Genomic DNA, 13,669 nt, shown 5'->3' with positions numbered 1-13,669 from the left:
CGCCGAGAGGGCGTGACCTACATGGATGTAGGATCACGCCCGACCCGATAGCCGAAGGGAATAAGCCGAAGGTACCGCGAAGCGGCGATTTTCTTTGCCGGGAGCCGGGATAGTGAAGGGGGCGGCGGCGAGCCCCCTTCACACGTTCACAAGTAACGAGATTTCAGAGTAGCAAGGCTCGTAAAGTGAACGGAATTACCACCATAGCCGTATGTTTCCCCTCACCCCAGCCCTCTCCCCAAAGAGGAGAGGGGGCCGACCGTGGCACTATTTTTTTCTGGGGATCCCTCAGCCCCATAGGGGAGAGGGAATAAACGTCTCCTACATTTATTTTCATTTCCCTGCATCCAGTTTTCCCCCTTCCCTCGTATATGGGTATGTGAGCAACTCCTTTGCTCCCCAATCCGAGGAATGATGATGAAAAAGCTAACCCGTGTTGCCTTCGTAACCAGCGCTTTACTCTTCAGTGCAGGCGCCTCAGCAGCCATGACGTCAGCCACCGTGATGGTGGGCGGAGCGGAAATGTTCCCGAGCAAAAATATCGTTGAAAACGCCGTGAACTCAAAAGATCACACTACCCTCGTCGCCGCCGTCAAAGCGGCCGGACTGGTAGATACGCTGCAAAGTAAAGGACCGTTCACCGTCTTCGCGCCTACCGATGCGGCCTTTGCGAAGCTGCCTGCGGGCACGGTCGATAGCCTGGTGAAGCCAGAGAATAAGGCGCAGCTTACCAGCATCCTGACCTATCACGTGGTCGCCGGTAATTACGATATGAAAGCGCTGGAGCAAAAAATTAAACAGGGAGGCGGTCACGCGGAGCTGAAGACCGTTAACGGCCAGCCGCTGTGGATCATGAGCAACGGCCCGCACAATATTCAGCTCAAGGACGGTAAAGGCAACGTGGCGAATATCAGCACCTATGACGTTCATCAAAAAAACGGCGTGATCGATGTGATTGATACCGTCCTGATGCCTAAGTAGTTGTCTATACTTCGGAAGTGTGACGTCGCCTTCCGGGAAAAACATGGATAACGCGCTGGCTGAACAGCAGCAAAAATTAATGCAGGCGGTCGCTAACGGCGATCGCCGCGCATTTGAACAACTCTACCGACTCACCTCGCCGCATCTGTTTGCCGTTGCGCTGCGCATGCTGCGCGACCGCGCCTGGGCGGAAGAGATCCTTCACGACTGCTTTATCACCGTCTGGAGTAAAGCCGAAACCTATAACGCCGCGCTAAGCTCCCCGATGACCTGGCTTACGCATATCGTGCGCAACCGCTGTATTGACTGGCTGCGCAGCGGGCAAATTCGCGCGGCGGCCCGCGAGGCCCCGTATTCCGACGCGCTTCTGCTGAGCGAAAACGACGCGCCTGACAGCTGGCACGACGACGCGCAGGCAGAACGGCTCCGGCACTGCCTGGCGCACCTGAGCAACGAACAGCGCCAGAGCATCACGCTCGCCTACTATCAGGGGATGTCTCACAGCGATATTGCCGACTGGCTCCAGCAGCCTGTCGGCTCGGTAAAAAGCTGGCTACGCCGCGCAATGGACCATCTTCGGGAGTGTGTGGGCCTATGAAACACGATGAAAAGCGCGATGAGATGCTGGCCGCGGAATATGCCCTCGGCACCCTGCGGGGAGGCGCGCGGCTTCAGTTTCAGAAAAGGGTTGCCGCGGAACCGGCTCTGGCCGCCCGCGTGGCGCGCTGGCAGAACATGTTCAGCACGCTCGACGACCATCTTGCGCCAGTCGCGCCGCCTGAACGCGTGTGGAAGCGAATCGCCCTCGAACTGCCGGACAAAAGACCCGCGCGCAAAAGCCGACCCTATTTCGGCTGGCTGGTCGCGGCCAGCCTCGCCGCCCTTACCGTCATCGCCTGGTATTCCACCCGCGCGCCGGAGTTTGCACCGCTGGTGGTGCTTAACGACGCCCAGCAGCGCGGGCAGTGGGTTGTCAGCGCGGACGCACAGCGCCAGCACCTGAGCGTCACGCCGCTTAAACCGAACGCCCTGGCTACGCAAAACAGCCTGCAGCTTTGGCTGATCCCCGGCGGGCAGGCCCCGATATCTCTGGGTCTGCTCCAGGCCGACGCGCCGACGCAGGTTACCCTCAGGCACGCGGCGCTCGCTCCGGACGCGACGCTAGCCATAAGCCTTGAGCCAAAGGGAGGCTCGCCCACCGGCCTGCCCACCGGCCCGGTGCTGTACAGTGGAAAACTATAATCACGGGCCTTGTTCGCAAGGCCGCATTCATGATGCAAAAATGACAATCTGTTCAAAAATAACCTGGACGTCCGGCTTAAATGGCAATGTTTTCAATCCCCAAGTTTATTTTGATTAGATGCCATTCGCGGGCGCGAGCCGTTGGCGAAGAGCACCGCGGCGTATTATGTGTCGAATGGGGCACCGGTGAGACGCTGAGGGGCAAGCCCTTTATTCCCGAAAAGCCTCCAGCCGCTTAACCTGCCGCCCTTCCCCGTCAAAATTCTCCGCTGCCAGCCAGGCGCGCAGCGCCGCATCGCGCTGCGGCCATTCACCATCAATAATAGAAAGCATATCGCTGTCGCGGTTGCGCCCTTTGCGCACCAGCTTCTGGCGCAGCCGCCCTTCCCAGACGAATCCCAGCCGCTCCGCCGCGCGGCGAGAGGCGGTGTTCATCGAATCGCACTTCCACTCCAGCCGACGGTAGCCGTGCTCGAAGGCGTTTTTCAGCAGCAGCCACACCGTTTCGGTGCCGATTCGGGAACCTTTCATCTTCCGTGACCAGGTGACGTGGCCGATCTCAACCGATCCGAGCAGCCGCTCGTTCGCCATATAGCTCACCAGCCCCACCGCGCGCCCGGTGCGCAAATCAATCACGGCGTAGGGCACCAGCGCGTCGTCCATCACCTTTCCCTGCACCCAGTGGGCGGTTGCCTCAACGTTCGCGGGCTTTGTGCTGGCAAGCCACGTCCAGTCGCTATCGTCGCCCAGCGCGTAGGCCTCATAGAGATCGGCCGCGTGGCGCTCAATGTCCAGCGGATCCAGGCGGCAGTACTGGCCAAACAGCGGCGTGCGGGTCAGGACGCGCGCGCCTGCCCAGTCGCGAACGATATCGTTAACAAGCTGACCGTGTTGATTAATTTCTGGCACGACGAAGACTCCCTGAAAGGTAAGGAGTTTGTTATAGCAGGCTAAAAAGAGAACGAAAAGATCGGAAAAGGTAGGCCGGGTAAGGCGCTGCCGCCACCCGGCAAAAGGGTTACTTCAGCAGCTTCACCGTGGCGTCGATGTCGATCTCGTCTTCGGTGAAAATCAGCGTCGAGTTCTGGAAGGTGGTGATCGCCAGCTTCTTCACCGTGCGCATTTCGCCCGGCTTTTTCTCGGATTTCGGCTTGATGCTGTTCATCAGCAGCCCCACCGACAGCACCGCGTTCTCTTTGTCGATTTTGCTGTCGACCGGCTCTTCTTCGCTGAACACCACGTACGATTTGATCGAGGTGAGCTTCACGCGCTCGCCTGCAATGTAGAGGTGTTTGCTTTCCGGGATCACCTTCACCGCGTACGCGGAAAGGCCTTTGTTGTTGGTTGTCGGCTCGAAGGTCACCGCCGCGTCTTTCTTAATCAGATCGGGGTTGGCGACCTTAATCACGTGAAAATAGCGGTTGTCGCCGTTTTCATCTTTGATAAATCCAAAGCCTTTATCTTTAAACCACGTTGTGATTGTACCGTTCATGCTGCTTCCGCCCGTCTGTCGATCGTTAACTCAATTTTTGCAGCGCGCAGTGTAATGCACAATGTCCGAACAGACAAAAAAAACCCCTGCACGGGTGCAGGGGAAAATCATGTCAGAGCTTATTTTTTTATTAGTTGAATACCATTCCGCCGTCAATCAGCAGCGACTGACCGGTCATGTAGTCGGAGTCCGGCCCGGCAAGATAGGAGACGCAGGCCGCCACGTCTTCCGGTTCGGAGAGCCTGCCAAGCGTGATGCGTTTGGCGAAGGTTTCCGTACCGTAGCCGAGCGGTTTGCCCGCCGCCTCGGACACCTGACGGTCGATTTCCGCCCACATCGGCGTTTTCACAATGCCGGGGCAGTAGGCGTTAACGGTGATCCCCAGCGGAGCGAGATCCCGCGCGGCGGTCTGGGTCAGGCCTCGCACCGCGAACTTGCTGGAGCTGTAGACCGCCAGCTCCGGGTTGCCGGTATGGCCCGCCTGGGAGCAGGCGTTGATGATCTTGCCGCCGTGCCCTTCCTTGCGAAACGCGTCAATCGCCGCCTGGATCCCCCAGATCACCCCTTTGACGTTGATGTTGTACACCTTGTCGACGATCTCCGGCGTGATGGATTCGATCGGCGTGGACGGCGCAACGCCCGCGTTGTTGACGATCACGTTGAAGCCGCCCAGCGCGGTGCGGGCTTTTTCCACCGCCGCAAACACCTGATCGCGGTCGGATACGTCTACCTTCACGGCAATGGCCCTGCCGCCGCTGCGTTCGATCTCATCGGCAACCGCCTTCGCGGTCTCTTCGTTGTAATCGGCAATCGCCACGGCAAAACCGTCTTTTACCAGGCGCAGCGCAATCGCCTTGCCGATCCCCTGGCCGGAGCCTGTTACGAGAGCAACCTTTTGCATCATTCTGTCCTTATATTGAGTCACAAAATCTGGCTGAGATGGAGCTGGCCCATCAGCAGCGGGTTATCGCTATAGTCGACGGGAATGGCCACCACGGCCGGGCCGTCAACGTCCATCGCCGCGCGCAGCGTTGGCTCCAGCGCATCGGCGCTTTCAACCGCAAAGCCCTTCGCCCCGAACGCGTCGGCGTAGGCTTTAAAATCAACCGGGCCAAACTCGACGCCGGAGAGGCGCTGGTATTTTTTCTCTTCCTGGATCGCCACCATGTTGTAGGCGTTATCCACCCAGATGATGTGCAGCACGTTGGCGTTAAGGCGCACGGCGGTTTCCAGCTCCATGCTCGACTGCAGGAAGCCGCCGTCGCCGGAGACGGAGACCACCTTGCGGCCCGGGTTGACCAGCCACGCGCCGATCGCCCACGGCAGGGCCACGCCCATCGTCTGCTGGCCGTTGGAGATCATCACCTGGCGCGCGCGGAAGCTGTAAAGGTAGCGGGCGATCCAGATGTGGAAGCTGCCCATGTCGACGGTGAGCGTCACGTCATTGTTCACGATGTCCTGCATGGCGCGCACGATGCGCAGCGGATGAAGGGCAAACTGGTTGAGCGACGCCCCGCGACGGTCGAGGAGATCGCGCTGGTGCTGGCGGTCAACGAGGATCTCCGTCGCCTGCGGGCTCAGCGCCAGCGTGTGGTCGAGACGCCCCGCCAGCGCGCTCAGCGTCGCGGCGATGTCGCCCACCAGCTCGAGGTCGGGCACGTAGTTGCGCTCTTCGTAGGCGGGCAGCACGTCGATGTGCACCAGGGTCGCGTCGCCGCGGTTCCACATGGCGGGCTCGTATTCAACCGGGCTGTAGCCGATGCAGATAATCAGATCCGCCAGGTGCAGCAGCCGATCGCCCGCCTGGTTATTGAACAGCCCGACGCGCCCGGCAAAGCGGGTAAAGTGCGCCTGATTCACCGCCCCGGCGGCCTGATAGGTGCTAGTGACCGGGATGCGGCTTTTCTCCAGCAGCTGGCGCAGCGCGGCGCTGTTGGCGGGCTGGCTCGCCATCAGGCCCAGCAAAATCACCGGATTTTTGGCCTTTTCGATAAGCTTCGCCACGTCGTTAATCGCCGCCTCCGGCGCGGGGCCCATCAGCGCGGCATTGCCTGCGGGCAGCACCGCGCCCGTGGTGGGCTGGTCAACGATGTCCTGCGGCAGGCTGACGAAGGCGCTGCCCGGCCTGCCCTGCTCGGCGGCGCGAAACGCGTTCGACACCACCTCGGCGATGGCGTCCGGCGCGTTCACCTCCACGGAATATTTGGTCACCGGGCTAAACATGGCAACGGTGTCCATGCTCTGGTGAACCTGTTTGGCCTTATCCGCCCGCTTCACCGCGCCGCCCAGCGCCACTACCGGGTCGCCCTCGCTGTTGGCCGTTGCCATGCCGGTGATCAGGTTCGAGCAGCCCGGCCCCGAGGTCACTAATGCCACCCCGGCCTTGCCGGTCAGCCGCCCGACCGCCGCCGCCATAAACGCGGCGTTCGCCTCGTGGCGCACCGGGATCAGTTCAATCGGCGAATCGAGAAGCGAATCAAACACCTTGTCGATTTTCGCACCGGGAATACCAAACACGTGCTTCACGCCCTGCGCTTCCAGCTGGCTGACGACCAAATCGGCGCCGTGCGCCCACTGGCGCGCATGTTTTTCACTGTTCACGGTTGTTCTCCTGTTAGTTTTCGACGGAGCGGATCGCCGCATCGAGATCGCTGGGGTGAAGGTTGGCCTGTAAAAACGCGCTGTCGGCGGGAAGGTCGATCATCAGCTTGTGAATTTCGCCGAAGGTGAGCACGCCGCTCTCCAGTTGGTAGTCCAGCAGGTGGCCGCCGCCCTGGCGATCGTCGGTAATGAAATGCTCGTGATAGCCCGCCACGTTGATGCCCTGCATATGCTGCGGCGTGCGGAACCCCACCAGCACGCCCTCGCGCGCGTTAAAGCGGAACACCGGCTGGTCGTCGAGCACGTCGGTCATCGCGCGGTACGGCGGCGTCTGGCGCGGCACGGTGCGGGTGTGCGCATGGCGGAAATGGCCGTCGATGCGCAGGGCGCAAAAGAGGTTATCCGACGGGATCTGCTGGTCGATAACGTCGTGGACCTGCTGGCGGCTCACCGGCCCGTCGAAAACCTTGCGGTACTGCGGCTGAAACCAGGTCATCACCGCGAACGGCGTTTTTTGCTCCGGCTTCGCGGCGCGGGCGCTGCCGTCGGCGCGCAGCTGATAGACCTGGCTGCTGAAGGCGATCATTTCCCCGTCCAGCTCGTTGAACGTGCCGAGGCCAAAATCACCGTGCGCGAGCAGGCTGGCGATGGTGGTTTCCCCTTCATAAACGCCGCTTAGCAGGGCGCTCATGAGCGATGTTTGATATATCACACTGTCAGGATGTTGCGCTGAAAACCCGCGCAGGGTCTCGCAAAGGCTTTCCTCACAGTCACATACAGGTGAATGGGTCATCATGCGTCCTCTTCAACTTTTTTAGAAAGGTTAAATAAATGTTGACCCGATTCAGCACAGAGTTCCAATATAGAAATCCTGCTGGTTTGAGACGTTTTTGATATGGAACTTCGTTACCTGCGCTATTTCGTCGCGGTGGCCCGCGAGCGACACTTCACCCGGGCGGCCAAAGCGCTGGGCATTTCCCAGCCGCCGCTCAGTCAGCAAATCAAACGCCTGGAAGACGAGGTGGGCACGCCGCTGCTCCGACGCCTGACGCGCGGCGTAGAGCTGACCGAAGCGGGAGAAGCCTTTTACGAGGACGCCTGCAAAATTCTGGCGATGAGCGACGCCGCGCTGGAGAAGGCACGCGGCATCGCGCGCGGCCTGATCGGCAGCCTGTCGATTGGGATCACCAGCTCGGACGCCTTTCATCCCCAGATCTTTACCCTGATCCGCCAGTTTCAGCAGCAGAACCCGGCGGTGACGGTGAATCAGGTGGAGGCGAACATGGCAACGCTGATGAACAGGCTGGGCGAAGGGGAGCTGGATTTAGCGTTCGTGCGGCTGCCGTGCGAAAGCAGCAAGGCGTTCGATCTGAAAATACTCGATCGTGAGGCGATGGTCGTGGCGCTACACCGTTCGCACCCGCTGGCCGGGAGCGAGGCGCTGGCGCTGGAACAGCTTAGCGATACGCCGCTGATTATGTTCCCGCAGGAGGTGGCGCCGGGACTGTACGACCGCGTGTACGGCTGCTGCGAGCGGGCCGGCATTGATATGCACAATACGCTTCAGGCGTCTCAGCTCTCCTCATCCCTGAGCATGGTCGCGGCGGGCGGCGGATTCGCGTTGGTGCCGCAGTCGATGGCGTCGATTTCCCCGCCAAACGTCACCTATCACGCCCTCTCCTCGCCCGAGCTGTTTACGGACATCGCGATCTGCTGGCGGCGCTTCGAGCGCTCGCGCACGGTGAAGCGCTTTCTGGCGACGTAGTAATTGCGCTGGCGAACGTTCCGATCGTCCTGAACGTCCACCACCGAACTGCCCGGCAGGTTTCAGCGTTGGCGAGCATGTGGGTGAAGTCGCACTGAGGAGCTTACTTTTTCCTCGCCTGGGCTAGCACAGAATACTCCCCCCTTGAGGGTAAGGGAGAACAGCGGAAAGGTGCCAGGCGTTAACAGGATAGAACGCGTATGCCGCCGCCATCGCCGCGAGGCTCAAGACAACGCTGATGAAGAAGTAGGTTTTGAAGGGCTGCTTCTGCGTCTTATGGCGGAAAAGCTGCTGGCCGACAATTGCGCCGGGCCACCCGCCCAGCACGCCAAACACCAGCAGCGTGGATTCGGGCACCCGACGCCAGGCCCTGCGCGCCGCCAGCTTATCCCCGCCGTAGATCGCCAGCGTCAGGACGTTCACCAGCAGCAGCCACGCGGGAACGGGATGCGGCGTAAGCAGGCTGGCGATCGCCGCAAGGACAAGGAGCAGATAGCAAAAGCGATTGAGATTCATAAGGTATGTACAGCATGAAGCAGGAATTTTGTGTCCGCATTATACACAAAGCAGCATAGCGGCATGAGCGGATTGCCGCTCCCCATCGCAGACAATCATTAACGCTGCAACACAGGATCGTTGCTCGTCGAAAACAAAATATGAGCGCTGCACATTACCCTTTTCTGGCGTCAAGGCCGTTGTCAGCAAAGGCTTTTTGGAAGACGCCTCGCAAACCTGAAAGTAACCTTGTGTAACTCAGGGTTATTTCTTTTCTTACCGTCTTCATGGTCGTAAAGTGCCTGCGTTGCGGAACACGCGCAATGGGGCGTAGGAACCCGTACATAACGACACGACAATTATTATGATGCGGCAGCGCTCAGCCCCCTAACGTTCGGTTGCGCTGGCGGAGCAGCCTATAGGCTGGCCGTCTTGTCGTGTGCGGTATTCCTACCTCCGTCAGCGTAACCCCCATGAGCGTAGGAACTCGTAGGCTGGTCTGGAGTTAGTTTAAAAAGGAAAAAACATGACAACAATTTCATCTGAGAATTACGCACTTTCTGAAGAGACTGTAATTAGCCCGCTTCTCACCCTGCCGGTTTTAGAATCTGCGGATCTCTTTGAGCTGGCGAACGTCTGCACCGCCTGCGTCAGCGTGCTGGTTGAATCCGATAGCGATGACGCCAGGGCCGCGCTTTACACGCGGCTGTTTGCGGCCCTCGAAACGCTGCGCGAAAGGTGCAAGGACGACCTCTCGCCGTACCTCGTTGAACAGCTGATTGCGGGGGAAAAGAGCGGTTCCTGCGTGCCGGACTGCTGGCTGGAGACGGGGCTACAGGTGGACTACGCGCTGGCGCTGACGAAGGCGCTGATGGCGGGAACGCTGATGCCAGAGGTAGCAAAAGCGCTGACCCGGCTGCTGCACGATATGGTGTGGATGCTGGCTGAATATATAAAGGAGCCGTATTTTACGGCGCACTGACAGGCCTGAGAGAATGGGTCGCGCGCGGTAAAGGTACTCCCGGCTGTACCAACGCTGGCGTTTTGAGAATATCAACGATGCCATCAAACCAGCCGGGAAGAAAAACCCCCGGGGCGGCGGTGATTACCGGAAAGCAGGCATCAGCCACACGGCGAGCAGGTCAGGGTTTCAATGGCTCTCAACCTTTTTAGCAAAACGTGCTGTTTAAGAAAGACCTTAATGACCACTTTAAGCAGCAAAATTCCTAAGTCGATGCGTTTTACCCGATAGAAAAAGAGAACATTTTTCTGTTTGAATATCCTAATTCAAACATTAACAAAAATTTTAATCGCGACAACGGCGCATCGATTAGGAATATTCCATCATAATCCGTCCTCGATGCCTATTTTTTATACCTTGATCCCCACCCGGAAAGTTCCTAACATGCGCTTAAAGGAAATAATTATTTAGCATGGAGCTAAAAGCCGCAAATCTACTTTCATGATTATTTCTCTTCATGCGTATGAATATCTTTTTACGCAGGGAAGCATATCGTTAAAAAACCCACACCAGATAATGTCTTCGACTTAACCATTCGGAGTGGGTTCTTTTTTTCAAAATTAATTTTACCTCACTATGGGATTTAATGATGAAACTGAAAACACAACTCACAATAGTTGCTTTTTTGACTGCGATATCGCTCTCGCAATCGGCGCTGGCAGCAGGCTTTTGCGGGAATCGTACGAGCGTATCTTACGGCGGTGCAGCGACCGTAACCGGCGATCTCAATCAAAATCGCTGCATCGAAATTGGTGCCTGGAACTACGGCGGCGAAGGCGGATACGCGGGAAAGGCGTTGAATGTCAACATGCTGAGCGGTAGCCTGATGAACGTCCTCGGTTTTATGGAAGATTCTACCGTTAATTCAGGGGCAGAAGTTTATATCACTCAGGTTTCAAAAATTGCCAACGGCGGTTTTGATAGCACGGTTCCCGCAACGGCATCCAATATCACCATCCTGAGCGGTGGCCTGGCGCGCGTATATGACGGCGGCACCCTTAAAAATTCATTATTAGATGGAGGGATGGCGTATGTTTCGAATTCGGGAAATACGGGCAGCACCGGAAAAGCAATCGATAATGAAGTCAGCAACGGCGGCAAATTATATGTATTTAGCAATGGCTACAGTAACGGGACAGTCGTTAATAAAGACAGCTATGAATATGCCCAGCAGGGTGGCGTCTCCGAAAACGCGCAAATAAACGGAGGGTATCAGTACGTCACCTCCCAGGGCGTTGCCAACGGCGCAGCCGTTAACGCGGGCGGTATGCAGTATGTGTATAACGGCGGCACAGCGAATGATACGGTCGTCAACGATGGCGGCACTCAATATCTGTTCGTGAATGGTTCAGATGCGGCGGCCGTCGCCGGTGTCGCCGTTAATACGACACTCAACGGCACTGGGGCACAGATTATACAGCAAGGCGGTAAGGCTTCCGGCGCTACGCTGAATGACAGCGCCGTGCAGACCATTCATGCTAACTCGTCGGCTGAAAACGTCACCCTGAACGACAGCGCTGTGCAGGTCGTTAATGCCGACGCCTCGGCTGACAGCGTCACCATCAACGACAGCGCCAAATCCTGGCTGGCCGATGGGGCGAAAATAACCGGCGCGACGCAGATTAATAATAGCGGTCAGCTGCAGTTATCCACCTCCGTCACGGGCGGAGCCAGCGCGGAGAGCGTGACGCTGAACGGCGGAGATTCCACGCTGCTAATTATCGCTGGCGACAGCGACGCTGGCGCAGCCACGGTCGGCGAGCTGGCGGGGGATGGTAACGTCAGGTTCTATCCGTCCAGCGGTGCAACAGCCGATGCGCCCGTGTACTCAAAGCTGAACGTCGATTCGCTTTCCGGGAACCTGCACTTCACCTTCAATACGTCTATTGAAGGTGGGAAAGGTGACTACCTTGCGATCAATCAGGGTACGGGCAACCATAATGTTACCGTCGCTGACACTGGTGCAGAAATCACGGAACCGGATCAGCGCAGTCTGGACATTATTACCGACGCCAGCGGCGGCGCACGCTTCAACCTGGCTTCGCTTACCGGAACCAACATCAACGCGGTTGATGGCGGCACGTATATGTACTCGCTGTACGACAGGGACGAAAGCGACGGTAAAATTTGGTATTTAGCGGCAGATAAGGAGCCTGTTACCGAGCCCGGTGGGGAAACGCCGCCCGTTACCGAACCGGAAAAACCACCCGTTACCGAACCGGAAAAACCGCCGGTTACCGAGCCGGAAGAACCAACCGTTACCGAGCCGGAAAAACCATCCATTACCGAGCCGGAAAAGCCATCCATCACCGAGCCGGAAAATCCGGGGCTGGTCAGCAAGCCGAAAACAACGCCCGGCACTGATGCAGTACTTTCAATGTCAGTGGCACCCGTGCTGATGTTTAAAAACGAGATGCAGAACCTTCGCTTCAGACAGGGGCTGTCGGAAAAAACGGAAGGTGACAACGGCGCCTGGGTTCGTTTCACGGGGGGACGCTCGAACGTAGACAGTGGACATACTGACTTTGCCCTAGAGCAGTCCGGGTTAGAGATCGGTGTGGATCACATCATCGATTCAGGCGATGCAAAAACGCGCGCGGGTCTGTTCACCAGTTATAACAGCGGCAGAGTGAAGCATGGCCGCGGAGGCGTCAGCCGCATCGATAGCATAAGCGTCGGCGCTCAGGCTACGTGGTTCCACCAGCAGGGCTGGTATGTTGATGGCGTGCTTAAGTACAACCGCTTCGATAACGCTCTGAATGCCATTTCGACCAACGGCAGCGGTATTTCCGCGGACTATAGCCAAAATGCGTTAGGCGCAGCCGTCGAAGCTGGAAAGAGCATCCATTTCCAGAACAACATCTGGGCTGAGCCGTATGCGAGACTCTCTGCTATTCAGGTACAAGGTAAGGACGTTAAGCTGAACAACGGGATGAAAGGTAATATTAGCGATCAGAACTCGCTGTCTACCGAGCTGGGCGTCCATCTTGGGAAGACCTTCCTGCTGGATAAAAACACCACTGTTGCACCGTATGTTAAGGCAGCCTGGGTACATGAGTATGTGGATAACAATGAAACGAAAATAAACGATCGTAATACCTTCGTTACCAATCTTTCCGGTGATATGGGTAAAGTCGGCGCAGGCGTTAACGCGTCCTTCAACAAGGAGCTTTCGCTTTTTGCAGAGATTGACTATGCAAAAGGGGATAAACAGGAAGATCCGATTCAGGCTAACCTGGGCTTCCGTTACAGTTTTTGATTTATAACCTCATGGATATCCGGTACGTTGTGCCGGATATCTACCAGCTCACTCGATGCTTTAAGCGCAACTGATCTAAACGCGTTAGCCCACCAAATTTACTGCACAGCGAATACTGGTGGTTATAAATGCTTTTCACCGGACAACCCAGTTTTTTAGAAATGTCGTTGATAGCCGTCCCTTTCGCCAGCAACCTTAAAACGTCCATCTCTTTTTCGGTAATCTCTGCAATACCCCGATGATCGATCTTCTTACCGCACAAGACCTTTTTTGCGTCATGAATAAATTTCTCCATTCCCTCTCCCACCACCAGAAACTCGCTGATTTCCTCCTTTCTGTTAAACCAATAGCGGGCCATTGATTTCATCTTCCTGTCGGAAATCAGAATAATTTTCATGTTGAATCCGCTTAGCTTTTTAATCCAACTGTCGTTGAGGAAAAAAAGGATGTTCTCTATACAAAAATCAACCAGAATCACGTCCTCAGTGATATGGCATTCTACCTTCTTGAGTAAAAGACTATTTAATGAAGCGGTAAAGAAAAAATTATCCTCAGGCCAAATGGCTATCTTCTTGTTTTCGCAAAGTACAGACTCAAATTTGTTATCTTTCCCAACCGGGCATTTAAGCCCACATCCAATGCAGCAAGTTACATCAGGTATGCAATCGTGTTTCATTATGCACCTTCGTCGCTATTTAACAGGATGCTGAAACATAAAAGCACCCAGGTGAACAAATAGTAAACAACGACATTTGAGTTAGTTTATTTACGTGGTTATACAATAAAGATGATATGTAGAGGTAATACGCCACT

General features: G+C 56.7%; 13 protein-coding genes. 6 read left to right on the top strand and 7 right to left on the bottom strand.

Annotated elements, in window-relative coordinates; genetic code table 11:
• The first annotated feature begins 417 nt into the window (after nt 1-417).
• From AB8804_RS07095 to AB8804_RS07085, 3 genes are read left to right on the top strand one after another with little or no spacing between them, the layout of a single operon-like run.
• Nucleotides 418-981 carry a fasciclin domain-containing protein gene (locus AB8804_RS07095; protein WP_371184621.1) on the top strand — a complete coding sequence of 188 codons (564 nt, stop codon included), beginning with the start codon at nt 418-420 and terminating at the stop codon, nt 979-981.
• A 43-nt stretch (nt 982-1,024) separates the two neighbouring features.
• Nucleotides 1,025-1,579 carry an RNA polymerase sigma factor gene (locus AB8804_RS07090; RefSeq protein ID WP_371184620.1) on the top strand — a complete coding sequence of 185 codons (555 nt, stop codon included), beginning with the start codon at nt 1,025-1,027 and terminating at the stop codon, nt 1,577-1,579.
• Nucleotides 1,576-2,223 (top strand): anti-sigma factor domain-containing protein, encoded by a 648-nt coding sequence (locus AB8804_RS07085; RefSeq protein WP_371184618.1) that lies wholly within the window; start codon nt 1,576-1,578, stop codon nt 2,221-2,223. The genes AB8804_RS07090 and AB8804_RS07085 overlap by 4 nt, the downstream gene beginning before the upstream one ends.
• A 210-nt stretch (nt 2,224-2,433) precedes the next feature.
• On the opposite strand, the gene AB8804_RS07080 is transcribed toward AB8804_RS07085, so the two are convergent.
• The 5 genes from AB8804_RS07080 to budA all read right to left on the bottom strand — a co-directional run bounded on the left by AB8804_RS07080 (nt 2,434) and on the right by budA (nt 7,109).
• Entirely contained in the window at nt 2,434-3,132 is a 699-nt protein-coding gene (locus tag AB8804_RS07080; RefSeq protein ID WP_371184616.1) for a GNAT family N-acetyltransferase, read from the bottom strand.
• A 109-nt stretch (nt 3,133-3,241) separates the two neighbouring features.
• Nucleotides 3,242-3,715 (bottom strand): cold-shock protein, encoded by a 474-nt coding sequence (locus AB8804_RS07075; protein ID WP_371184615.1) that lies wholly within the window; start codon nt 3,713-3,715, stop codon nt 3,242-3,244.
• A gap of 130 nt (nt 3,716-3,845) precedes the next feature.
• Nucleotides 3,846-4,616 carry a (S)-acetoin forming diacetyl reductase gene (locus AB8804_RS07070; RefSeq protein WP_371184613.1) on the bottom strand — a complete coding sequence of 257 codons (771 nt, stop codon included), beginning with the start codon at nt 4,614-4,616 and terminating at the stop codon, nt 3,846-3,848.
• A gap of 20 nt (nt 4,617-4,636) precedes the next feature.
• Entirely contained in the window at nt 4,637-6,358 is a 1,722-nt protein-coding gene (gene alsS / locus AB8804_RS07065; RefSeq protein ID WP_371184611.1) for an acetolactate synthase AlsS, read from the bottom strand.
• Entirely contained in the window at nt 6,330-7,109 is a 780-nt protein-coding gene (gene budA / locus AB8804_RS07060) for an acetolactate decarboxylase (protein ID WP_371184632.1), read from the bottom strand. The genes alsS and budA overlap by 29 nt, the downstream gene beginning before the upstream one ends.
• Before the next feature lie 102 nt (nt 7,110-7,211).
• Here budA and AB8804_RS07055 point away from each other — a divergent pair, with 102 nt between their 5' ends.
• Nucleotides 7,212-8,081: a LysR family transcriptional regulator gene (locus AB8804_RS07055; RefSeq protein ID WP_371184609.1), complete on the top strand. Its 870-nt coding sequence runs from the start codon at nt 7,212-7,214 to the stop codon at nt 8,079-8,081.
• Between the two features lie 123 nt (nt 8,082-8,204).
• Here the strand turns inward: AB8804_RS07055 and AB8804_RS07050 are convergent, their stop codons facing one another.
• Entirely contained in the window at nt 8,205-8,597 is a 393-nt protein-coding gene (locus AB8804_RS07050) for a DUF1294 domain-containing protein (protein WP_371184607.1), read from the bottom strand.
• A 505-nt stretch (nt 8,598-9,102) separates the two neighbouring features.
• Here AB8804_RS07050 and AB8804_RS07045 point away from each other — a divergent pair.
• Together AB8804_RS07045 and AB8804_RS07040 are read left to right on the top strand one after the other, a co-directional pair.
• Entirely contained in the window at nt 9,103-9,558 is a 456-nt protein-coding gene (locus AB8804_RS07045) for a hypothetical protein (RefSeq protein WP_371184605.1), read from the top strand.
• A gap of 625 nt (nt 9,559-10,183) precedes the next feature.
• Nucleotides 10,184-12,856: an autotransporter outer membrane beta-barrel domain-containing protein gene (locus AB8804_RS07040; protein WP_371184604.1), complete on the top strand. Its 2,673-nt coding sequence runs from the start codon at nt 10,184-10,186 to the stop codon at nt 12,854-12,856.
• A 40-nt stretch (nt 12,857-12,896) separates the two neighbouring features.
• Here the strand turns inward: AB8804_RS07040 and AB8804_RS07035 are convergent, their stop codons facing one another.
• Complete coding sequence (locus tag AB8804_RS07035; protein ID WP_371184602.1) at nt 12,897-13,532, bottom strand: LuxR C-terminal-related transcriptional regulator; 636 nt, start codon at nt 13,530-13,532, stop codon at nt 12,897-12,899.
• Between the last annotated feature and the right edge of the window lie 137 nt (nt 13,533-13,669).

This window comes from Enterobacter sp. KBR-315C3_2022, from assembly GCF_041399425.1.
Taxonomy (GTDB): Bacteria; Pseudomonadota; Gammaproteobacteria; order Enterobacterales; family Enterobacteriaceae; genus Enterobacter.
This window is presented reverse-complemented; position numbering and strand designations above follow the sequence as displayed.